18 protein-coding genes are annotated in these 24,650 nt (G+C 29.4%); 8 read left to right on the top strand and 10 right to left on the bottom strand.

The genetic code is table 11. The features are described from left to right. Together H518_RS0101500 and H518_RS19015 are read left to right on the top strand one after the other, a co-directional pair. On the top strand, positions 1-1,632 hold the full coding sequence (locus H518_RS0101500; RefSeq protein WP_028887433.1) for an SWIM zinc finger family protein: 1,632 nt from the start codon (positions 1-3) through the stop codon (positions 1,630-1,632). Between the two features lie 253 nt (positions 1,633-1,885). Further along, positions 1,886-3,391, top strand: a complete 1,506-nt coding sequence (locus tag H518_RS19015; protein WP_051263628.1) for a reverse transcriptase family protein — start codon at positions 1,886-1,888, stop codon at positions 3,389-3,391. Positions 3,392-3,453: 62 nt separating this feature from the next. Here the strand turns inward: H518_RS19015 and H518_RS0101490 are convergent, their stop codons facing one another. Next, complete coding sequence (locus H518_RS0101490; RefSeq protein WP_028887432.1) at positions 3,454-4,170, bottom strand: 3-ketoacyl-ACP reductase; 717 nt, start codon at positions 4,168-4,170, stop codon at positions 3,454-3,456. A 205-nt stretch (positions 4,171-4,375) separates the two neighbouring features. On the opposite strand from H518_RS0101490, the gene H518_RS0101485 reads away from it, so the two are divergent. The 3 genes from H518_RS0101485 to H518_RS0101475 all read left to right on the top strand — a co-directional run bounded on the left by H518_RS0101485 (position 4,376) and on the right by H518_RS0101475 (position 7,300). Then, positions 4,376-5,419 carry a flavin-containing monooxygenase gene (locus H518_RS0101485; protein ID WP_028887431.1) on the top strand — a complete coding sequence of 348 codons (1,044 nt, stop codon included), beginning with the start codon at positions 4,376-4,378 and terminating at the stop codon, positions 5,417-5,419. 15 nt (positions 5,420-5,434) lie between these two features. After that, on the top strand, positions 5,435-6,370 hold the full coding sequence (ctlX, locus tag H518_RS0101480) for a citrulline utilization hydrolase CtlX (protein ID WP_028887430.1): 936 nt from the start codon (positions 5,435-5,437) through the stop codon (positions 6,368-6,370). Positions 6,371-6,436: 66 nt separating this feature from the next. After that, on the top strand, positions 6,437-7,300 hold the full coding sequence (locus tag H518_RS0101475) for an OmpA/MotB family protein (protein ID WP_028887429.1): 864 nt from the start codon (positions 6,437-6,439) through the stop codon (positions 7,298-7,300). A 90-nt stretch (positions 7,301-7,390) separates the two neighbouring features. Here H518_RS0101475 and H518_RS0101470 read toward each other — a convergent pair whose 3' ends face one another. From H518_RS0101470 to hglS, 4 genes are all read right to left on the bottom strand, one after another. Continuing rightward, complete coding sequence (locus H518_RS0101470) at positions 7,391-7,840, bottom strand: hypothetical protein (RefSeq protein ID WP_028887428.1); 450 nt, start codon at positions 7,838-7,840, stop codon at positions 7,391-7,393. Positions 7,841-7,901: 61 nt separating this feature from the next. Then, complete coding sequence (locus H518_RS0101465) at positions 7,902-10,817, bottom strand: FAD-binding and (Fe-S)-binding domain-containing protein (RefSeq protein ID WP_028887427.1); 2,916 nt, start codon at positions 10,815-10,817, stop codon at positions 7,902-7,904. Between the two features lie 7 nt (positions 10,818-10,824). Then, positions 10,825-11,283: an Lrp/AsnC family transcriptional regulator gene (locus H518_RS0101460; RefSeq protein ID WP_028887426.1), complete on the bottom strand. Its 459-nt coding sequence runs from the start codon at positions 11,281-11,283 to the stop codon at positions 10,825-10,827. A 112-nt stretch (positions 11,284-11,395) separates the two neighbouring features. After that, positions 11,396-12,826 (bottom strand): 2-oxoadipate dioxygenase/decarboxylase HglS, encoded by a 1,431-nt coding sequence (gene hglS, locus H518_RS0101455; RefSeq protein WP_051263626.1) that lies wholly within the window; start codon positions 12,824-12,826, stop codon positions 11,396-11,398. Positions 12,827-13,074: 248 nt separating this feature from the next. On the opposite strand from hglS, the gene H518_RS20955 reads away from it, so the two are divergent. Next, a complete protein-coding gene (locus H518_RS20955; protein WP_155995102.1) occupies positions 13,075-13,236 on the top strand; it encodes a hypothetical protein in 162 nt (53 codons plus the stop codon). A gap of 351 nt (positions 13,237-13,587) precedes the next feature. On the opposite strand, the gene H518_RS0101445 is transcribed toward H518_RS20955, so the two are convergent. From H518_RS0101445 to tsaD, 5 genes are all read right to left on the bottom strand, one after another. Beyond that, complete coding sequence (locus tag H518_RS0101445) at positions 13,588-14,658, bottom strand: sphingomyelin phosphodiesterase (protein WP_028887424.1); 1,071 nt, start codon at positions 14,656-14,658, stop codon at positions 13,588-13,590. 442 nt (positions 14,659-15,100) lie between these two features. Further along, positions 15,101-15,400, bottom strand: coding sequence for a hypothetical protein (locus tag H518_RS0101440; RefSeq protein ID WP_028887423.1), 300 nt, complete (start codon positions 15,398-15,400; stop codon positions 15,101-15,103). A 193-nt stretch (positions 15,401-15,593) separates the two neighbouring features. Then, complete coding sequence (locus H518_RS19010) at positions 15,594-16,175, bottom strand: hypothetical protein (RefSeq protein ID WP_028887422.1); 582 nt, start codon at positions 16,173-16,175, stop codon at positions 15,594-15,596. A 71-nt stretch (positions 16,176-16,246) separates the two neighbouring features. Next, a complete protein-coding gene (locus tag H518_RS0101430) occupies positions 16,247-18,097 on the bottom strand; it encodes an LTA synthase family protein (protein ID WP_205618001.1) in 1,851 nt (616 codons plus the stop codon). A gap of 20 nt (positions 18,098-18,117) precedes the next feature. Beyond that, a complete protein-coding gene (tsaD, locus tag H518_RS0101425) occupies positions 18,118-19,146 on the bottom strand; it encodes a tRNA (adenosine(37)-N6)-threonylcarbamoyltransferase complex transferase subunit TsaD (RefSeq protein ID WP_028887420.1) in 1,029 nt (342 codons plus the stop codon). A 193-nt stretch (positions 19,147-19,339) separates the two neighbouring features. Here tsaD and H518_RS0101420 point away from each other — a divergent pair, with 193 nt between their 5' ends. Together H518_RS0101420 and H518_RS0101415 are read left to right on the top strand one after the other, a co-directional pair. Continuing rightward, the gene (locus tag H518_RS0101420) at positions 19,340-23,743 is read left to right on the top strand and encodes a translocation/assembly module TamB domain-containing protein (RefSeq protein ID WP_240472482.1); all 4,404 of its coding nucleotides are present in this window, start codon (positions 19,340-19,342) and stop codon (positions 23,741-23,743) included. After that, positions 23,727-24,647 carry a DUF368 domain-containing protein gene (locus tag H518_RS0101415; protein ID WP_028887418.1) on the top strand — a complete coding sequence of 307 codons (921 nt, stop codon included), beginning with the start codon at positions 23,727-23,729 and terminating at the stop codon, positions 24,645-24,647. Before H518_RS0101420 ends, H518_RS0101415 begins: the two co-directional genes overlap by 17 nt. Positions 24,648-24,650: the final 3 nt, after the last annotated feature.

The following is a 24,650-nucleotide window of genomic DNA, read 5'->3' as shown; positions in this document are numbered from 1 at the left end:
ATGAAATTTAATTTTAAATATAGTGGTAGCAGTAGTGTCAATAACAGTATGTCTTCTACAGGGGTTAGTTTTGCGCCAGATGTATTAAGAGAACCTACTTATTTTGTAGGAGTTTTAGATAAAAAAATTCCTTTTAGAGAAGCTATTTCAACTTTGCATAGCGTTGTTACAGCAGATTTTAATTTTAAACCTAAAGACAATACAGAATATTTAGCTTGGTTAAAGAGCCAAGAAGATATTTGGGTAGCAGAAGCAACAGCAGCATTAGCTGGTGTAAAAACAGACGTAAAAAATATTCAGGAGCAATTAAAAAAATTGCGATCTAAGAGAGAAGAAGTTACAAAGCCTTTTTACGAAGCACAACGAAAATATTTTAAGTATTTATATACAAGAGATTATGCAGCTTGGTTAGTGCTAGATCCTGTGATTACAGTACATCCTGATCAGGTATTTTTTGAATGCTTTAGTAAAGATGAATCTGTTTATGGAAAATTATCTTGTGGTTATGATGTTTTTAACAACATAAGTGAGTTTGAATGTGGTACTACAAATATTGATTATTCAAAGACATTGTATAATGAGTTTCAAAAGATACGTAGTTATAAAGAGACAGAATTTAAAATAGATCCTAAAGGTTTTGATGTAAAAACAACAGGAGAAGATATATATAGAGAGGTTAAAATTGATTTACCAGATAGTTGGGTGCGCGGTTTTTTACAAGTAAGTACCGCTATGACAAGTGATAAAGTATCATTTGATTTAGATGCTGTTGATATTGCTAATTTTATAGCTGTATTAAAAAGGCACAAAGAGAAAAAAGGACCAAGAGCTATAAAATATATATTAAAACCTGGGCAACCTATTGTAGCTGTTTTTGAGCCTTGGAATATAGAAATTGCATGTTTGAAATCTATATATAAAGGTAATGAAGCACATGAAATTAGAGTTTGGGGAAGAAGACGAATAACCATTCTAGAAAGACTATTGCCAATTACGAATAAGTTTACAGTTCATTTATTGGGTAGTGGTATGCCGTCTTTTTATATAGCACATTTGGCAAACGATATGTATTTTACATTAGGCTTGTCTGGTTGGACAGCTAATGATTGGACGCAAACTACAAATTTAGATTTGCTTTCTCCAAGAGGGCAAGTACCTGCAACCACCATGCAGAGTATTTATTTAGCGTTGCGTAAAGATTGGTTTAATACGGAAGAAAGTTTAGCAAAGAATTTGGCTTTAGATAAAAAGGTTGTACAGCAATCGTTACAAACTTTTACACAAGCAGGAAAGGTAGTCTACGATTTAAAGAACAACGTATATAGAATTAGAGAATTAAAGAAAGATGGAATTGATTTAGAATCGTTACGTTTTTCGAATGAAATAGATAAAACAGCGTACCAATTAATGGAGTCAGGAGCTGTTTCAGAGTTAAAAATAGATGGTGATACCAATAATATAAAGATAGAAGCGATAGTAAGTGGCAATTATAAAACGAGTGTACATATAAATAATGATTTGCAAATCATTGACGCTAAGTGTACTTGCAGTTACTATCATCAGAATAAAATGACAAAAGGACCTTGTGAGCATATTTTAGCAACAAGAATCACTTTTGATAAAAATAATTAATATATTTAAACCTTGGTAGTAATAAGATAAAAACCTTGCAATTTGATTGGTGTATCGCCAATCTAGCTTACAGACACCGAACGCGTCACTGACTCGAACTTAACTTGTGAAATTAGCACTATAGCACTATTTCCGGTTATACTTCTTCGAAGTGAAATAATGCTATAGTGCTAATTTCACTGGAGTTGTTCAATTCAGTCTTTAGAGTTGTACGAAGGGAAAAAATATACATCTTATTGCTACTTTTTTTGTTATGGATAATTCAGCTACGAGAAGACAAGAAATTTACGATAAAATTAAAGAATCATCTAAAGATGAATTTATTCTTTCAGAAATGAAACGATTAGGTTTTTGGGGTGATAATGAAGTAGATTTTGAAAAAGCAAACGCATTTTTAAAAGAAGAAAGAGAACTTTCAAATAATTTAACAGCACTTGTTAAAAAAGAGAGGGCTATAGAAGATACAGAAGCTTTTATAGCAAATAAGCATAAAGAAAGAAAGAAGCTATCAAAAGAAAAACAAAAAGAGACTGCGTTAAAGAGAGCGTTAATCCGTAAGGAAAAAGCAGCAAAGTGGCAGCAAACCAAAAAAGAAGAGATTGTTTATATAGGTGATGGATATTCTCATCAATTAAATGATACAGAAACGAATGTTGCAAGACTTAAAGAAAACGATTTACCAATTTATGAGTCAGCAAAAGAGTTAGCTGAAGCTATGAAAATAACGGTGAATGAACTCCGATTTTTAGCCTTTTCTAGAAAAAATTCAAAGATTCATCATTATAAACGATTTAAAGTAGCAAAGAAATCAGGAGGATACCGATTAATTTCTGCTCCAATGCCTCGATTAAAAAGAGCACAACATTTTATTTTAGAAAATATTTTAAATAAAGTAACGGTTCACAAAAAGGCGCATGGTTGTGTAAAAGAACGATCTATTGTTAGTAATGCTGAAATTCATGTAAATAAAGCGGTAGTTATTAATCAAGATTTACAAAACTTTTTCCCATCAGTAACTTATAAAAGAATAAAGGGAGTTTTTAAATCGTTAGGATATTCAGAGCAATTAGCAGTAATCTTTTCATTATTATGTTCCGAATCTAAAATTTTAGATCTTTCTTTATTAGGAGAAAACTATTTTACACAAAGAGGCGATCGGTTTTTACCACAAGGATCTCCATGTAGTCCGGCGATAACAAATATTTTATGTCGTAAAATGGATTACCGATTAGATGGTTTGGCTACTAAATATGGTTTTACGTATTCTCGTTATGTTGATGATACTACTTTTTCGGGGAATCAAGAACAGTTTAAATATATTACAGCGATATTAAAATATTCTAAAAAAATTATTAAAGAAGAAAATTTTAAGTTGCATCCTGATAAATTACGAATTATGAAACGTAATGAAAGACAAGAGGTAACAGGTATTGTAGTTAATGAAAAACTGAATATAAATAAGAAATCATTAAAACGTTTTAGAGCTTTATTGTTTCAAATAGAAAAAGAAGGAATACAAGGAAAAACATGGAATGGTGGGCTTAATGTATTAGCTGAAATTGATGGTTACGCAAACTATATTTATCAAGTAGATAAAATAAAGGGAGTTAAGTATAAAAGTCAAGTGAGCGCTATTTTAAAAGCACATTCTTATAAAGAAAATCATGTAGCAAAATACGCAAGTAATAGTACAGAAGCTGCAAATGAACACAAAGTACCTAGCTTCTTTAAAAAGATAATTTCTTTTTTTAAAAAATAAGAATTAAAAACGATGCGTTTCCTTTTTAGTAATAAAAAAAGGGAAACGCATCGTTTTAATGTTTATGGATTGGTAGACCATAAAGAGGCACCTTTAAGCATAGCTCTTCTAGGTAAATTTAAACCTGCTACAATTAATTCAGCAAAATCATCAGGCTGTAATACTTTTTCAGGATTACCATCTGTAATTCCTAATTCTAAAGACATATCTGAAGCAATAGTACTTGGCGTAAGCGTACAAACTCTAATATTGTTTTTACGAACCTCTTTCATTAATGATTCAGACATACCCATTACAGCAAATTTTGAAGCAGAATAAGCTGAGGTAGTAGGATTACCACTTAAACCAGCAGTAGAAGAAATATTAATAATATCACCTTCATTTTTTTCAATTAAATAAGGTAAAACCTCCTTGGTAACGTAATACATTCCCATTAAGTTGGTTTGTATAATCTGTGTCCAATCTTCTACTTTCATGTCGTTAAAAGTACCAAAAGCAGCAATACCAGCGTTATTGACTAAGATATCAACAGTACCAAGTGTAGTTATGATATCATGTATTCCTTTTTTTACTTCATTATAATTACTAACATCAAAAGTAGCATAAGTAGCTTGTACACCGTATGTTTTTAATTCTGTAACAGTACTAAGTAAGCGTTCTTCGTTTCGCCCAGTAATAGCAACATCTATACCTTGTTTAGCAAAAGCAATTGCAGTAGCTTTACCTAAACCTCTACTACCTCCTGTAATTATAGCTTTTTTACCAGATAATTTTTCCATTTCTATATGATTTTATATTAAAAAGATTAACCTTTTTTTTCAAGCAATAAAATTATTAAAAGTAAAATACTATTTAGTAATAAATAGGTATCTAATTTATAAAGTATTGTAAGAAATGAGGCTTTTATAATAAAATATTACAATTATACTTAATAAGTAAGATTTTATAGTTTTACCTTTGAAAAAGTAATAATAAAGAGACTGAATGTTAGATTATATAATAATTGGAGGGGCACAGTCGGGATTATCTATGGCTTATCATTTAAAAAAAATGGATAAGGAATTTTTAATTCTTGATGGAGAAAAGGAAATTGGAGCTTCTTGGTTAAATCGATGGGATTCTTTAAAATTATTCACTCCAACAGAGTATAATCATTTACCAGGTTTAAAATTTGATGCTCCAAAAGGACATTATCCTACTAAATTTGATGTTAGTAATTATTTTAAAACATATGTTGAGAAATTTAATATTCCTGTACAATTTGAAACCTTAGTAACATCTGTTCGTAAAACAGAAAAAGGTTTTCAGGTAATCTATAAAGATGGTAAAATTGAAGCGAAAAATGTAATTATTGCTACAGGACCTTTTCATATTCCATATACGCCTCCTTGTCATACTAAAATATCAGCAGATATACTTCAAATGCATAGCAATTACTATAAAAGAGTATCGCAGTTAAAAGAAGGAGATACGTTAGTTGTTGGTGGTGGTGATTCTGGTTATCAAATTTTAAATGAGATATCTAAAGACAGTTCTAGAACTGTTTATTTTTCTGGAGATACTACCGTAAAATCACTACCACAGCAGTTTTTAGGTAAAACATTATGGTGGTGGTTTACAATAATCGGTTTTTTAAGTTATAGTAAGTATAGTTGGATCGGGAAAAAAATCAGTTCTTTTTCACAGCCTGTTATTGGAACAGATGTTAAAGAAATTCTTTCTAGAGAAAATGTGATTTGTGTAGGTAGAACAAAAGATGCATTAAATAATGATATTACTTTTGAGAAAAGTAAAATAGCTACTATAAAAAATATTATTTGGTCAACAGGGTACCGTCCAGATTTTAAATGGATTGAAGGTTTAGAGTTAGATGGAAATAGTTATCCTAAAAATTACAGAGGAGTAAGTAATATTGAAGGTTTGTATTTTATTGGTTTACCATGGATGTTTACCAGAGGATCTGCAACCTTAGGAGGAGTGTCTAAAGATGCTAGTTATTTAGCAGATATAATAAGTAAGAAAAAATAAAATATTTCTAATAAGATGCAACAAACTACAAATACCATTTTAATGGTTCGTCCAGCTAGTTTTAGAATGAACGAACAAACAGCCGTTAATAATTATTATCAGCAAGAATTGTTAAACACATTACCTACTACAATTAATGCAAAAGCACAGCAAGAATTTGATGCTTTTGTAATTAAATTAAGAGAGGTAGGTGTTTGTGTTGTTGTTGTTAATGATACCAAAGAACCAGATACACCAGATGCATTGTTTCCTAATAATTGGATTTCTTTTCATGAAAATGGCGATGTAGCTATTTATCCGATGTTTGCTGAAAATAGACGTTTAGAAAAACGTGAAGATGTATTAGAAACTTTAGAAGGAAACGGCTTTGAAATAAAAAATGTAATAGATTACTCTGAAGCAGAGGAGGAAGGTTTTTTCTTAGAAGGCACTGGAAGTATGATTTTAGATCGTGCAAATAGAAAAGCATATTGCGCTTTATCTCCTAGAGCAGCGGAAGAGTTATTTATTGAGTTTTGTGAAGACTTTGAGTATACTCCAATAATTTTTATTGCGAATCAGACTGTAAATGAAAAAAGAGAAGCAATTTATCATACAAATGTAATGATGTGTATTGCCGAAACTTTTGCAATCGTTTGTTTAGAGGCAATAGATGATAAAAAAGAGAAGAAAGAATTAATAAAACAATTAAAAAGTGATAAAAAAGAAGTTATTGCTATTACTGAAAAGCAGGTAGTACAGTTTGCTGGAAATATGCTACAAGTAAAGGGAGAAGAGGAGCAGCGTTTTTTAATAATGAGCTCATCAGCATATAATTCATTAACAAAAGATCAATTGCAAAAAATAAAAAAACACAATCAAATTATTCATTCATCACTAGATACCATTGAAACTTGTGGTGGTGGAAGTGCACGTTGTATGATGGCTGAGATATTTTTAAATAAAAAATAAGAAGCTTTTTATACTAAAATAAATAAAAATATGTTTAACAATTACAAATAAATTAAATTAACAGTAATGAAAAAAAATTTCCTTCTATTATTAGTTGTAGTATTAGCAACTTCTTGTGTCTCTAAAAAAAAGTATGTTCAATTAGAACAACAGTATAAATCTACAAAAGGAGCGCTTCAAAGAACAGCTTTAGAAAAAGAACAATTGGAAGCTAAGTTTTCGAAAATCGAAAAAAGAGTTGATAATTATAATCAAAAAATAAATTCTTTAAAAGGAATCAATTCAGGTTTACAAAAAGAGAATGATGTAAAATTAGATATGGTCGAAGGGGCAGTGATATCTAACTCTATGAAAGTAAAAATGCGTAAAACTTTAGCAAACGTAGATCCAGCTGAATTAGCAAAAGCTAAGACTTTAAAAGACTCTATGAATATTGCAGTTTCTTATAAGTTAAAAAAGTCAATAAACGTTGCTGATTTAGAAAACTCAGATGATATTAATGTAAATATTGACAAGACTGTTGTAATGATATCTATTTCAGATAAAATGCTATTTAAAACAGCTAGTTATAATGTAAACAGTAAGGCATACAAAACACTTAAAAAGTTAGCAGATATCATTAAATCTGAACCAAGTATGGATGTAATGATTGAAGGACATACTGATTCTAGAAAAATTCACAATGAAGTAATACAAGATAACTGGGATTTAAGTGTAAAAAGAGCTACATCTATAGTTAGAATTTTAGAAAAAAGATATGGTATTGATGCAAGTAGATTAATAGCATCAGGTAGAGGATCTTCTTTACCATTAGTTGACAATAAAACTTGGGCTAATAGAGCTAGAAATAGAAGAACAAAAATCGTTATTCTACCTAATTTAGATAAGTTTTTTGGATTATTAGCTGAAGAGCAAGTGATTCAGCCATAGTATATAAAACAAAGAATAATAAAAAAAAGCCTCAGATTATTAATCTGAGGCTTTTTTATGGAGTAATTATAATACCTTTTTTAGTTTAAATTATGCGATTGTAATTGCCTTTTTATAGTTTTTATAATACTGCATTAATATAAATGAACAAATTACTGAAGAAGCTATTCCTTCAATAGCTAATGCAAAAACAACTAAACTTAAACTCAAATTTTGCCCCCAAAAGGCAGAGTTTTCTAATATAGACATAAAGTTAGGGTCTATAAAATTCACATAGATAATCAGGCCAATAACCGATAATCCGACTGCAATTACAGAAGTTCCTATTCCTACAGAAAAGTTATGAATGTACAAGGATGCTTCATTTTTATTCATATTTGTTCGTATGGCGTTATTTATTCCCCAAAGAATAAAGGCAAAATTTAAAAATCTTAGCTCAGAAATATTATCGAGGCCAAAAATTTTCATTAATAAAAAAAAACTTACGATTCCTCCAAAAATTAATAAAGCATTGCTAATTATTATTTTATTACTATTCATAATTATTATTATTTTAAGTTACTTCTTAAATATATGAAATAATAAGCTAATAATCAATACTTTATGTTATAGCTTCTTTTAAAATACTAATAGGGTGTTTAGCAATACGTTTTGTACCATCGTAAATTTGATGACGACAACTTGTACCTGCTGCTACAATTTCGGTATCATTAGTACAATTTCTAATTTTAGGAAATAAGGTGTCTTCTCCAACTTGCATACTTACTTTATAATGCTCTTTTTCATAACCAAAAGAGCCTGCCATTCCACAGCACCCTGTATTTAGAATAGTAACCTTGTAATTAGTTGGAATATTTAAAATAGCAAATGAAGCATGTGTGCTTGATAATGCTTTTTGATGACAATGTCCGTGAATTTTAAGTGTTTTAGAATTAGTTGTAAATAATGCGGTGTTTATATTTTCTTTTTTATGTTCAGTAGCTAAAAATTCTTCAAAAGTAACTGCATTTTTAGCTATCTTTTTTGCTGTAACTTTATCATCGGCCAAACGAATATATTCATCTCTAAAAGTTAAAATTGCTGAAGGTTCTATACCTATAAGGGGAGAACTATCAGTAATTAAATCTTTAAAAATAGTAACGTTCTTGTTTGCAATTTCTTTTGCTTCTTTTAAAAAACCTTTTGAAATATAACTACGTCCACTTTCTTCATGATCGATATATTTTACTTCGTAACCTAGTTTTTCTAAAACAATTACAGCGTCTTTTCCTATTTCAGCATCATAAAAATTGGTAAATTCATCATTAAATAAATAAACTATTTTTTTAGAAGAACTATCGTTAGTATTCGAAGTAATGTTTTTGTTTTTTAACCAAGCAGCTAAAGTTTGTTTAGCTAATTTAGGAACCGTACGTTCTGTAGCAACACCCATTACTTTTTTAGCTATAAGTGTGTTCGTGAAGAAGTTTGTAATTGTAGGAACTTTGCTTCCTAGTTTGTTATATTTTGCGTTGTTAGCAAATAACTTACTTCTAAAAGAATAACCATTAGTTTCTTGATACTGATATAAAAATTCTGCTTTCATCGCAGCAATATCTACATTACTTGGGCATTCAGTAGCGCAAGCTTTACAACTTAAACATAAGTCTAAAACTTGTTTTAATTCTTTAGAATCAAATTTATTTTCAGCAGTATTATTTGTTAATACTTCACGTAGCATGTTTGCTCTTGCACGCGTTGTTTCTTTCTCGTTTCGTGTTGCTCTATAACTCGGACATAAAGTTCCGCCTGCCTCAGGAGATTTTCTACAATCACCAGAACCGTTACATTTTTCAGCAAGTTTTAAAATACCTTCACTATTAGAGAAATCTTGAATGGTTTTTATAATAGGTTCGTTTCTGTCTACTTCATAACGTAAACTTTTATCCATCGGAAAAGCATCTGTAATTTTTCCTTTATTGAATATATTGTTAGGATCGAAAGCTTTTTTTATCCTACGTAATAATTGATAGTTTTTATCACCTATCATTAATGGAATAAATTCTGCACGTACAATTCCGTCTCCGTGCTCACCACTAAACGAACCTTTATATTTTTTAACTAATTCAGCTGTTTCTGTTGTTATTTTCCTAAACAACACAACATCTTCTTGTTTCTTTAAATTTAAAATAGGACGTAAGTGTAATTCACCAGCACCAGCATGCGCATAATACACAGCATCTTGTTGGTATTTATCCATAATTTGAGTAAACTCCTCAATATATTCTGGTAAATCTTCTAGCGCAACAGCGGTATCTTCAATACATGCAACGGCTTTCATATCGCCTACAATATTACCTAATAAACCTAAACCAGCTTTTCGTAAATAATGTACTTTAGCAATATCTTCTCCGTAAACTTTTGGGTAGTGATATCCGAAATTATTAATTTTTAAGTCTTCTATTAATTTATCAGCTTGTATTTCTGCCTCTTCAATAGTATTAGCAGAAACTTCTAACATTAATACAGCTTCTGGATCACCTTGTAAAAAGAATCTGTTTTTAGCTTGTTCACGATTATTTTTGGTACAATCTAATATTACTTTATCCATTAATTCACAAGCATATAGTTTGTGATTCATAGCAGTAACCGTTGCTTTTAAACTTTCGTTAACACTTGTAAAATGCGGACAAACCATAATACTGTGCGTAGGAGGTAGATCGTCTAACTGTATTGTAATTGCTGTTGAAAAAACTAAAGTACCTTCACTACCTGATAAGAATTTGGCAGGGTTAATTGTAGTTTCGTTTCCACCAAATAAATCAGATGTTAAAAACTCATCTACAGCATACCCTGTATTTCTTCTATGAATTTCAGGTTTTGGAAATTCGTTTATTATTTCTTGTCGTATAGTTTCTTGAGAAAGTTCTTTATAAATTGCTTTATAAATGTTTCCTTCTAAAGAGTTTTCTATCTTTTTTTGTTTGAATTCTTGCGAAGTGATTTCAGAAAAGGTAACATCACTTCCGTCAGATAATAGCCCTTCAATCGTTATTACTTTATCACGTGTAACACCATAACGAATTGAGGTACTTCCAGATGAATTATTACCAACCATTCCACCAATCATACAACGGTTAGAGGTTGAGGTATTAGGGCCAAAAAATAATCCGAAAGGTTTTAAAAACCTATTTAAGTCATCACGAATAATACCTGGGGCAACAGTAATGGTTTTATTTTGCTCATCAAAAGCTAATATATCAGTAAAGTATTTAGAAACGTCTACTACAATTCCATCACCAACACATTGTCCTGCTAATGAAGTCCCAGCTGTTCTTGGAATTAAAGTAATGTTGTTTTTAGCTGCAAAAGTAATTAATAGCTTAATGTCTTTCGCATTTTTAGGGTAGGCAACTGCTAATGGAATCTTACGATAAACCGAAGCATCAGTAGCGTATAAAGTTTTATGTAAATCATCAAAAAACAATTCACCTTTTAGTTTTTTTTCTAATGCTGATAATTGTGTGTGTTGTATCATTTTTCTATTATTCAATAGGGATATTCCTTTTAAAGCAGGTGTCAAAACAAATAAAAGTATCGGTACCTGCTACACCGTTTATTAAATGGACGTTATCGTATAATATTTTTTGTAAATGCTCATTATCTCTGGCATAAATTAATATGAAAATAGCATAGTTACCAGACACAAAATTACATTCAGTAATTTCAGGTATTTCTTCTAGTTTTTTCATAACATCTTTTGCAAATCGTGCTTCACGTAAACGAATACCAGTGTATGATTTTGTTTTATAGCCTAGTTTATTTTCATCTAAAATAAACTCAGCATTTTGAATAACCCCTGCTTCGGTAAGTTTCTTTATTCGTTGATGTACAAGCGAATTAGATACTTTTAGTTCTTCAGCAATTTGCGAATAAGCCTTTCGTGCATCAGAACGTAGTTTTGATAAAATTTGCTGGTCTATATAATCAAATTGATTTTTCAAAAGAATAGTTTTGTTATGTTTTTGTCAGAAATGAGCCTAATTTAACGTAAAGATAATCTCTTTTGCAAAAAAAATAGCCGAACATGTAGATATTCGGCTATATAATTTAATATTAAGCATTTATTTGTACTAAACATTTTTGAATGGTTTCATCTTGCATGTCATCATACCATTTCATTAATTTATAAACAGGCTCTCCTAAATCTTTTTCAAATAAAGATTGATTTGAAGAACCATCGTATTCACGTTTTGCATCATCTGTACCTAAATTTGAAGCAAAAATTCCTGCAGCACTTACGGGTAAAAAATCTTCATAAACCATAGGTTCTATAGTTAAATATCCGTCTTTTAATAATTGATTTACATCTGCTGTAGTATACGTTTTATCTTTAGCTATACTTTTTATTTTATTGCTAGTGAAATAATGAAAATAGGCAAGTTTTTCTAATTGTAATTCATTGTAATTGTCAGGAAAAGCTTTAAAATTTTCTTTTAATAATTCGTTGTATTCAGCGGCATTTTCAGCAGTTGGTGATCCACCAATTGCTTTACGTGTTTTACTTAATAATTCATTATATAAATCTAGTCCTTTTTGGGTTACTGCTACTCCACGTTGTTCAATTTCACCAAAACGGGCTTTGTGTTCTCCTGTTTTTCCATTTTCAAGACTATTTTTAAAAGTTACTTTTTCAGTTAACGCTTTAAAACTAGTCTGGCGTAATAAAATTGGACATTTTCTTGTAGGTGGGCCTTCTATATTATCTTTTGGAGGAATACTACGAGCTTCCATACTTGTTTGTACTTTATCTATATCTAGAGATCTAGGTGTTAGGTGGTTTATGTGAGGGCCTTTAAAAGCAACTACATCAGCAATTAATCTGTGTTGAGTTAATAAAGCTTCGTATACTTGATTATCTACCGTAGCAGTATCATGCCATCGAAAAGTTTCTAATGCCTCTTGAACAAAAGTCTCAGCATTTTCTTTATTTAATCCACCTTCTTTTTCAGATTTTTCAATTAATTGTAATGCTTTTTCTGTAAAAATAGTACGATTTTCTAAAATAGTATCAACGTTATCACGAAGCTGATCATCATCAATTAAGTCTAAACGTAATAAAGAGGTGAAAACTCTAAAAGGAGCTTGATTAAGCGCTGTGTTTTCAATAGCTCTAAATGCAGTAGAGTGTACAGGAACACCAGCAGGTGCTAAATCATAGTAACCAACAGGAAACATTCCCATAACTTTAAATAGACGTCTTATTGTAAATAGTTCATGTGGTTTACCTAAACGAATTGCGCCATGACGCTCCATATTTAGTCGAGTAATTTCTCCTGTATTTGTTAATTGCTCTTTAATTTCTTTAGAATTTGTAAGAACATTGTCGTTAATATCATGAACCAAATCAAGCAATTCACCATAAAGAGGTACTTCGTTTTTGTACATATTAGACATAACCGTAGAAAAACGATTACGAATATATTCAGGAGATACAAATGCTTTTGTAGACTCATTAAAATTAGTTGCTATATTTTTTGAAGACATACTGTATTTAATTTTACTACGAAATAAATGAATTTAATTGTTTTTTTGATTAAAAAAGATGAAATTTACTTTTAAAATAGGTTTTTTATGTTTGTTTGGTTTTTAAAATGCTTTTTTGAATTTTTTAAAACAACTTTAATTAAAAAACAGTTTTAAAAAAATCAATTTGACTTTGTTGTTAAGTAAAAACTGTTTAGAATCTTAAAAAACGTTTTTGATGTATTAAAAACTAAAAAAAAAATAAGGTATTGTTATTTTTTTCGTTAGCCAATGAAAAATTATATGCTGGTTTTATAGCAGGTTTAGCCAATAATATTTTTGAAGATACAGATATGAAAAAGGTGGTGTTAATATTTATACCATTTCAAATTATAGTAGATGTTAGATTTGAAAAATGTAAGCAAAGTTGAAATAGAAGTTTAACCAACTTTTTTAAATATTTATTCTATAGAAGTCAGTAGTAAAAATAGACATAATTAGCTAGCTTTTTTTAAGTATAGTGGCGCAATTTTTATTATAAGTTTAAGCATTTCTGATATTAAAATGGCAGAAACTAACGAACGAAGTTTATGAGAACTATTAGTCTGTTAAAAAAAGGTTTCGACTGCGCTCAATCAGATACTCCTCAAGGAGTTTTAATTAAAATATAGGTAATTATTTATTGACCTTTCTCTCTATATTAAAAATCCCCCAAAAATGAATTCATTTTTGGGGGATTTAAACTTATTAATATTAAAATGTTATTTTATAAATTATGTTTATTAGTAATGATATGTAAAATCTGTAATTACTGGATTATGATCTGAAATATCTCCTGTGTATGCTGGTCCACGCGCTTGAAGAGAAGATATTCTCATTACGGGATTTCCGTTAGGTAGCTTATGAACTTTACTATATAATATGTAATCTAATACTTTATTATAAGTATGATCAGCGTCAGCATGTGTATGGTACGTATTTTTAACTACTGTGTTGTTAAATGAATAAGTACCATCTGCCCCTGGTTGCAATTCGAAATTTGATTGTGCATCTAAAAACCTCTCCATGGTCCTTTTTTCAAGCTGGGTTTCAACATTCATGTCTCCAAGATATATAACAGGCTCAGATATTGGTATTTTTAAACCCGATTTAAATTCTCTCATTTCAAGAAACTGGTTTGTTCTAACAGCTGATGCAGGATAGCCTACTTGTTCTGAATTTGTATGTGTGTTAAAAAAATGAAATAATTCTCCATCTTTTCTTATTGCTGCATAGGTAACTCCTTTATTAGCGTATCCTTCATATGTATCTATTATTTTCGAATTCCAAGCATGTTCAGCTTTTTTTTCAATAGGGTATTTACTAAAAATTACAAGTCCACCATTAGTATAGAGAGGACTGGTAGCGAGAGTTCCACAATCTCCTGAGATCTTATCGTCACAAACTAGTCCTAAGAGTCTAGTTCTATGCGGGTATAATTTCTGGAATTCTACAGTATTAAAGAGATAGGTTTCTATGCTCTGATTAAATCCTTCTTGAATAGCAAGAACATCTGGAGCGTCTCCTTTTTGTTCTAGGTCAATAAGTGCGCGATTTAAAGCTCGCGCTCTATCCTCTTCTGCATAACCAGTTCCGCTTCTTCCGAAGAAAATAGCAGAAGCTGGTAATTGAAAAACATTGTAGCTCATTACTTTTAAATTAACTGTTTTATTTTGTTGTCTTGCACTTGTGTTTAAAGGTTCAACAATATCGTTATCTTCTTCTACTTGGCAAGAACCAAAAGTTATTAGTGATAACATAATTACTAGTGACTTAATTAAAGTCATTTTTTTAAATTCGAAGGGTTTTTTCATTTTAATATTATTTTTATTTAGATTAAATATCAATAAGAATTAAGAAAAACGTATTATTAAGAAGGATATTGTGTTTTTTTTTACTTTAAGATAATATTAACACTCTGAACTGAATAAGATTTTAATCCGTGTTATATCCTTTTATCTGGCATAGCCTTATGCTTTTTTTATTTAATAGCATCTTGATGTAATTCAATACATATGCTTACTTGGTTAACAATTAGGTGATTAAAGTTGTTGAACTTCATTGTGTATTTTTTGTCAGGAATACTATAGCTTCCAGGATAAATTATTAATAATGCCTTCAGTGAAGTGTATAATGAAGTTGCATTTTTAATTAGAGAGTGTATTATTGATGATGATGATGCTATTTAGAATTGAGAATTTTTTATCTTCAAAATACCTGAGAATTGTAAAGAGTTTCAACTAGATAACTATGTAGTTAAAATATTTTAGCAATTATTATTGTGATGAAAATCCCCATTGAATAGAAAAAAGCTAAGTAGAATAGCTTTTTATGAGTTTTCGAACTTTGTGTTTTTTTATAATTTTTATAAGCTATTATCCCTGTTAAAAACGGACAAATTAAAAATAAGAAAAATGCTCCTAATGAAGTTAAAGCTGTCCACAAATTTAAAATACTTGTAATGATTAGCAATAGTACAGATATATAACAAAAGTATATAAATGATATTTGTTTTCTTGTTGATTGGGTTTCTTTTGTTATTTCAATCTTTTTCATTTTTTATACAAAATAACATGGTAATGAATAACAATGTTATTTTGTATAAAAAATAACTTATTGACACTTAAGAATAAAAAAAGGGAATAGTTTTGCTTTTGTATCTATTTTTAAGGTTTTAGTTACACTTAATAAATCTCTATTTCTATTGGTTGTATAGTTTCTAAATCAGAAATATATATTATTGTATTTTTTAGTGATCATGCTTGTGATCTACACCATTCATATGTTTAAGCTTGTCTCTTAATTTTTCTAATGTTTCTACACCAAATTGAACTCTTTCCTTATCTGTGATTTTGGTTGTGTCAATTTTAGCAAGAACCCAAGGTTTATTATATGCTTCTTTATAAAATTGGGTTCCATAAATTTGAGGATCTCCTATGCTCAATAAATATCTGTCTGTTATTTCAGCTAAAGGCAATTTATTAATTGTACTATCTAATTTAATAGCCTCTTTCATTAAAGTTATTGTTTTTAGAAAATTAATAGAGTCGTTCCCACGTTTAAAAACCATTGCTGCATTCATATAGTCCTTCGCAGTTTTAATTTTATTAGAGTTTAAAATAATATCAACTCTTTTTCTTCTAAGACTGTCTTTCTTAACGATTTCTAACCAAGTTATATTATAATTTTTTCTATCGTTTTGATCATTTTTACAAATTTCAATTAATTCAGGGTTATCAATTTTAATATTTTGATTTTCAGATTCCTGTTTGTTTTTTGTTTTACAGCTGAAAACTATAATGATTAAAATTAGAATATAGGTATATTTCATGTGGTTTGATTCAATTGCGTTTAATATTTTTTCTACTAGTTATGTTGAGTTATTAATAGAGTTATACCAGATTATCTACCTAAAAAATCTTGATAAGCCTCTTGACTTATTGCTTTTCCTAGTGTATCTAATTCTTGATAGTTACCTTCTTTTATCACTGGTTTATTACTTACATAATCATATACAAATGTTCCGTTTTTAGAAATGGTACCAAAACCTTTATTAAAAACAAAATGTACATATTGACTGTTAGAAGCATTAAAAATATGTTTACCATTTTCGAACTGCTTTGAGTTACCACCTAACATATTGGTTAAAGTATAAGCAAAATCACTTTGCGCACTAAAATTATTTACTGTAATACCTGTTTTAGCTAATGCACCACCCAGCCAAACCATTGGAATCTGAAATTTTTTAGGAGAATTAAAATATCCTTTGTGTTTTGGTAGCGGATGACCATGGTCAGACATAATTACGATTAAGGTATTATTCCACCAAGGTTGTTTTTTAGCATCTTCAATAAATTTACCAATAGCTTTGTCGGTATATGCTTGGGCACTCATGTATAAGTTTTCTTGAGAGTCTTTTCCAAATTTATACTCATCAGGAAACTCGTAAGGTTCATGACTTGTAAGTGTTAATCCGATTTCGAAAAAAGGCTGTTTTAAAGTTGGTTCAGATAAATCTTTCATAAAGCGATCTAAAAAAATATGATCGTGAGCTCCCCATTTAGAATTCCAATTTTCTTTATCAAACTCAGTTCCGTCAACAATTCTATCAATATCACCATTTCGTAAATAAGTAATCATATTCCCAAAATTACTATCACCACCATAATAAAAACCAGTGTAATAGCCCAATTTTTTCATTTCTCGGGTAAGCATAGGTAGTGATTTAGATTTATTAGGCATTTTCATGATACTCTTAGTTGGTTGCGGATAATAACCACTTAAAATAGCAGGTACTCCTTTGTCGGTTCTATCGCCATTACCATAAAAATTAGTAAATAAAATTCCCTCTTTAGCGAGCCTATTTAGATTTTCAGTAACATTTGGTTTGCCTCCCAAAACACCAACAGACTTAGCGGAAAGACTTTCCCAAACAATTAAAATAACATTAGGTTTTTTCGTTTTTAAAATTGAATCTGAACCGATTAAAAGTTGATTTCTAGTTTTATTGATAATACTTTGCGCAGTATCAGTTTTGTAATGTACATATGGGTTTTTGTCGTCTATTTTGTGGGCTAAAGTGTTGGCGAAATTCCAGATAAAGTTTACAGCAGCATGATTAGCAAACATTTTAGTAGAAAAATATACATTACTTTGGTTAATAGGGATATTCCCAAAACCACCTCTAATCGGAATAATTAAAGCTCCAATTATTATAAGAAAAATGGGAGCTTCTAAAAATTTACCTTTAGTTAGATGAGCGTTAATTTTATTTAAAATTTTATTAAAAAAATATATCACAAAGAGAGAAATAATAATCCAAATTAAAACCCCTCCAATAAGTTGCGTTGTAGAAACTGAAGCTAACATTATTTTAGGATTGTTAATGTAGCTTACTAATGTAGAATCTATACGAACCCCCCATGATTTGTATAGAACGATATCAATTAACATAAATAGATTAACACCAAAAATAACGAGGAAAGTATATCCTTTTATTAAGTTAATAATAATTTTTTTTGGAATCCATATTGAAAAAAGAATAATTAGAAATGGAATTGCGGCTAAGTAAGCTGCAAAAGAAAAATCTAACTGAATTCCATATAAAAAAGTTTTAAGTGTTGTAATAAAACCTAACTCGGAGGTCTTATCAAAATAATAAGATAAAAATAAAAAACGTGCGAATAAAAAATAAGCAACCCACAAAAAGTAGTACGTGATATTAAATAGTAATCTGTTTTTAAAACTGTTCATTAGGGTGGTTTTATAAAGCGTTATTCAGTAACTTTTAATCGTGCTTTAGCAGTAACTGAAATGTTAGAATAATCATTAATTAAATATTTTAAATAACCAGAAATGGCAATCATTGCAGCGTTATCGGTGGTGTATTCAAATTTTGGAACATAGGTTGTCCATCCCCAGTGCTTTTCAGCTAGAGCTAAACGTTTTCTAATCTCAGAATTTGCAGAAACTCCACCAGCAATAGCTATATGTTTTATATTGGTTTGTTTAACGGTATTTTTTAATTTTTCCATTAATATTTCAACAATAGTATGCTGAATAGAAGCACAAATATCATGTAGATTTTCTTTAATGAAATCAGGGTTTTCTTTTACATTACGCTGTATAAAACGTAAAATACCTGTTTTTAAGCCACTAAAACTAAATTGTAAATCACCTACTTTTGGTTTTGTAAATTGAAATGCTTTAGGATTTCCTAATTGTGCATACTTATCAATTAAAGGACCACCAGGATAAGGTAAACCTAATATTTTGGCAGATTTATCAAAAGCTTCACCAACGGCATCATCAATGGTCTCTCCTAAGATTTCCATTTCAAAATGATTGGTAACCTTAACAATTTGAGTGTGTCCTCCGCTAATGGTTAAACATACAAATGGAAAAGGAGGTTTTTTAGAGTCTTCTTCATCAATAAAATGAGCTAAAATATGCGCTTGCATATGATTTATATCTATTAGCGGAATGTTTAACCCTAAAGCTAAAGATTTAGCAAAAGAAGTACCTACTAATAACGAGCCCATTAAACCAGGGCCACGTGTAAATGCAATAGCATTTAAATCGTGTTTAGTAATGTTTGCTTGTTCAATAGCCTGCTGTACTACAGGAACAATGTTTTGTTGATGTGCTCGTGAAGCTAATTCTGGTACAACACCACCGTATTTAGCATGTATCTCTTGGTTCGCAACAACATTACTTAATACTTTACCATTATAAATTACCGAAGCACTTGTATCATCACAAGAGCTTTCTATTCCTAATATATAACTGTTTTTTTTACTCAAAATATATGGTCTTAAGTTGCAAAAATATTGATATTGCGTTAGAATTTCGTTAAAATTGATATTTCTTTAAAATAAGGCAACATTTTTGCAGTTAGCTGATTACATTTGTTAGTCAGTAAAGATAAAGGAGATCATCAGAAAAATAGTTAAAATAATATGGAAATGGTTAAAGTACTTGCTGCTTTTTTTACTCTTGCTTATTATTTTATTATCACTACCTGTTGTTCAAAGTAAACTAGCAGAACAAGCAACTAATTGGCTAAATAAAGAATACAACACTAACATTGTTGTAAAGAGAGTCGATTTATCTTGGTTATTAAGTGTTCAATTAAAAGAAATTGAAATTAGAGACCATCATAACGATACGCTTATTTTTGTTCAAAACTTAAGTACTTCTCTATTAAATGCAAAACGTGTATTAGATAATAATGTTAATTTGGGAGAGGCTTCCTTAGCCGGAACTTATTTTAATATGAAAACTTATAAAGGAGAGAAGAATGATAATTTATCTATTTTTATTGAGAGTTTTAATAGCGATAAACCAAAAGATAGTTTGTCAGTACCTTTTCTTTTAAACAGTGATAAGATTACACTTACTAATTTAACATATAAATTACTTGATGAAAATAAAAAAGAACCATTGCAATTTGCAGCATATAGTGCAAGTGGAACTTTACTCGATTTTTCAATAAAAGGACCCGATGTTGCTCTTAAATTAAGAGAAATGTCTTTTACAGAGAATAGAGGTATTCATGTAACTAATTTATCTACAAACTTTGTGTATACCAAAAAATATATGCAATTTTATAAAACAACATTAGAAACAGATAATGATTCGAAAGTAGAAGGTGATATAAAGTTAACATATAAACGAAAAGACCTAATTCATTTTAATGATAAAGTAAATATTAAGGCTTCGTTTTTAAAAAGCGCACTCTCAATAAAAGATTTAACAAAGCTTTACAAGGAATTAAGTGGAAACGATATTTTATACTTTACAGGAAATATTAATGGTGTTTTAAATAATTTTAGTGCTGATAATATTAAAATTCATTCTAAAAAAGGAATGAAGATTATTGGAAACATGGGGTTTGTTAATGCTATTAAAACAAGTAGAGGTTTTGTTTTTGATGCAGATTTAGATAATGTTACGGCAAATTATTTTCAATTAAAAAATGTATTTCCAAATTTATTGGGTAGAACATTACCGTCAGAATTTCAGCGATTGGGTAATTTTACGCTTCAAGGAATTGTAAGAGTAACGCCTGAGCAGATGGATGCTACTGTTTCAGTAAATTCAGAAATTGGTACTACAATTTCTGATCTTCAGTTAACAAATATTGATACTATTGATGAAGCGACTTATACAGGAGAAGTTGAGTTTAAAAACTTTGATTTAGGAATATTTGCAAACGATCCGCTTTTAGGAAAAATTTCATTAAAAGCTGATGTAAATGGTAGTGGATTTAATGTGAATAATGTAAATACAGTTATTATAGGAAAAGTTAGTAGCTTAGGTTTTAATAAATATGATTACAAGGATTTAAACGTTAATGGTCAGTTTCAGAACAAAAAATTTGATGGCTTATTAATTTCGGAAGATGATAACTTTAAATTGAAGTTTGAAGGTTTAGCCGATTTCTCATCAGCAGTAAATAAATTTGATTTTATAGCAAATATTGCTAAGGTTGATTTAAAAAAGACGAATCTTTTTACTCGTGACAGTATTGCTGAATTAAAAGGGAATATTAATTTAAACATTTCAGGAAATACGTTTGATGATATTGTAGGTAAAGCAACATTTAAAAACTTAGTATATACAAATCAAAAACAAGATTATTTATTTAAAAAATTTGAGATAAAATCATCAGTAAAAGACAGTATAAAGACAATAGAAGTTAATTCAGAAGACATTGTTAAAGGAGAATTAAAAGGTAAGTTTAGTTTTAATGAATTAATACCAATTACGCAAAACGCATTAGGAAGCGTTTATACAAATTATCGACCACATGAGGTAGCTCCAAATCAGTTCTTAGAATTTGATTTTTCTATCTATAATAAAATTATAGATGTTTTCTTACCAGAAATATCTATTGGTAATAGCACAAGATTAAAAGGAAGAATTAATTCAGATAAAAAAGCATTAAAATTAACTTTTACATCTCCAGAAGTAGAAGCGTATAAAAATGTTATAGAAAATGTAGTGTTAAGGATGGATACTAAGAATCCATTATATAATACGCATTTAACAGCAAGTAAAATTAATACGAAGTATTATAATATAGAAAAGTTAAACCTATTAAACAGAACCCAAAATGATACACTGTATTTTAAATCGGTTTTTAAAGGAGGTAAAGACTATTCAGAAAGCTTTAATTTAGATTTTTATTATACAATTAACGAATTACAAAAATCGGTTGTAGGTATTCAAAAGTCAACACTTAATTATAAAGGATTTGATTGGGTTATAAATAAAAAACAAGACAAGAATCATAAAGTAGTACTTGATTTAAAGAAAAATAATTTTGCAATAAGTCCATTTGTATTTGAATCAGGAAAGCAAAAAATTAAATTCAAAGGAATTGTTAGAGACAGTACTTATAAAGATTTACAAGCTAATTTTAATAAAGTAAAATTAGAAAGTTTTTTACCTCTTATAGATAATTTAAATTTAAAAGGAGATTTAAGTGGGGTTGTAGATTTTAAACAAGAAGGTGTAAAATTAGAGCCAAAAGGAAATTTATTAATTGAAGAATTTCAAATAAACGATTTTTCTCAAGGAGATTTAGCATTAAATATTACAGGGGATAACTCTTATAAAAAATATGATGTTAACCTTTCTTTAATTAGTGAAAAAGCGAAAAATATTTCTGCGACAGGTGGAGTAGATTTTTCAGGAAAGAGACCAACGGTTGATTTGAACGTGTTTTTGAAGGAATATGAAATCGCAGCATTTAGCCCATTAGGAGAAAATGTTTTAAATAAACTTAGAGGTAAGGTTACAGGAAGTTTTACTGCAAAAGGATTTTTAAATAATCCTGATTTTCAAGGAGTATTAAATTTTGAAGAAGCAGGTTTAACTTTTCCGTATTTAAATATTGATTTTGATTTAAAAGGTAATACAAGTATCGTTTTAGATAAACAACAGTTTAAGTTAGGTAATATTCTTTTAGAAGATACAAAACATAATACGCAAGGAGTTTTATCAGGTTATATAGCACATCAAAACTTTAAAGAATGGTATCTTAAATTAGATATTGATACCGAAAATTTATTGGTTTTAGATACTAAAGAATCAGAGGAGTCATCGTATTATGGAACTGGCTTTTTAGATGGAAATGCAGAAATTAGGGGGCTTACCAATAATTTAGATATTGTCATTGAAGGTAAAACAAATAAAGGAACTGTGTTTGTAATACCTTTAAATGATGTAAAAACAATAGATAATTACAAGTTAATACGTTTTAAAACAGGTAAACCAGAAGATGAAGAGTTAAATAAATACGTAAAAGATATTAAAGGTTTAGATTTAAAAATAAATTTAGAAGTAACAAAAGATGCAGTAGCCCAAGTGGTAATTGATAAAGTTTCAGGAAGTGAGTTAAAAGGAAGTGGAGAAGGAAATTTACGAATAGATATAAACACACTTGGAAAGTTTAAAATGTACGGTGATTTTGAAATTGACAAAGGATTATACAATTTTAAATATGCAGGAATATCTAAACCATTTATTGTTCAAAAAGGAGGTTCAATTTCTTGGAACGGAGATCCATATAATGCAGAATTAGCTTTAACAGCAATATATAGAACAAAAGCAAATCCAGCACAATTACTAGATAATATTAATTCGAATCGAAAAATTCCAATTGATTTATATACAAAGATTACAGGAGGTTTATTTAATTCAAAACAAGAGTTTGATATAAAAATTCCGAATGCAAACTCAACAGTTGCTTCAGAATTAGAATTTATTTTAAACGGAAATGATTTGAATACGAAAATGCAACACTTCTCGTTTTTACTAGCTTTTGGTACTTTTTATAATGAAGATGCTATTGGTAATAGTGCAGCATCAGGTTTAACAGGTACAGCATCAGAAATAGCATCAAGTATTTTAACTAACATGTTAAATAGTAAAGGGAATAAATTTCAACTTGGATTAGGATATACGCAAGGGGATAATGGAGATGTGAATGATTTAAGGTCTGATGACCAAGTAGATTTTTCTGTTTCAACACAATTTGGTGATAGAGTGCTAGTAAATGGTAAATTAGGGGTGCCTGTAGGTGCAAATACACAAACAAGTGTTGTTGGTGAGCTAAAGGTAGAGGTGTTATTAAATGAAGAAGGTAACCTAAGAGCTAATGTCTTTAACCGACAAAATGAGGTGCAATATTCAACAGAAGAAGAAGGATATACACAAGGTATTGGTCTTTCATATCAAGTTAATTTTAATAATTTATCTGAGCTTGGTAAAAAAATAGGTCTGAAGAAAAAAAGTAAAAAAATAAAAAAAGACACTTTAAAACTTAAAAAAAATAAGTTAATAAAGTTTAAAACAAAAGCAAAAAAAGAATTAGATGAACAGAACAAATAAAGAATATGCAGTAATCATGCTAAAAGGAATGGCAATGGGAGCTGCCGATGTAGTTCCTGGTGTTTCTGGAGGAACGATCGCTTTTATTTCGGGTATTTATGAAGAATTGCTAAGTTCAATTAGTAATGTTAATTTAAGTTTGTTTAAAACTTTAAAAAAGGATGGATTAAAAGCTGCTTGGAAACAATTAAACGGTAATTTTTTAGCATCACTTTTTATCGGGATTTTTATAAGTATTGTTTCTTTAGCAAAAGTAATTTCATGGCTATTAGTAAGTCACCCGATATTATTGTGGTCTTTTTTCTTTGGTTTAGTTTTAGCGAGTGTTATTTATATAGCGAAACAAATTACACGATGGAACTATATAGCTTTGGTATTACTCTTTTTTGGAGCCGTTTTAGCGTATTATATAACTACCTTAAATCCTATGGTATCAGAAAATTCATCAACACTCTTTATGTTTTTTGCTGGTGCAATAGCTATATGTGCAATGATTTTACCAGGCATTTCAGGCTCTTTTATTTTAGTGCTTTTAGGAGCTTACAAACCTGTATTAGCTGCAATAAATAATAGAGATTTTACTACGATAGCTGCAGTAGGTTTAGGTGCGATTTTAGGTTTGTTATCTTTTTCTCGAATTTTAAAATACTTGTTTGCAAATTATAAAAATTATACCCTAGCTGTTTTAACAGGCTTTATTATTGGTTCATTAAACAAAATATGGCCATGGAAAAAAGTATTAACATTTAGAACAAATTCTCATGGAGAGCAGGTACCTTTTAATGAGTTATCAGTGTCGCCTTTTGCGTATGAAGGTGATCCAAAATTTATTTATGCTTCTTTATTAATAGTTGCTGGATTTGCATTAATTTTAGTGCTCGAAAAATTGGCTGTAAAAAAATAAAAC

Origin of the sequence: Tenacibaculum ovolyticum DSM 18103 (assembly GCF_000430545.1) — a bacterium.
GTDB lineage: Bacteria > Bacteroidota > Bacteroidia > Flavobacteriales > Flavobacteriaceae > Polaribacter > Polaribacter ovolyticus.
This window is presented reverse-complemented; position numbering and strand designations above follow the sequence as displayed.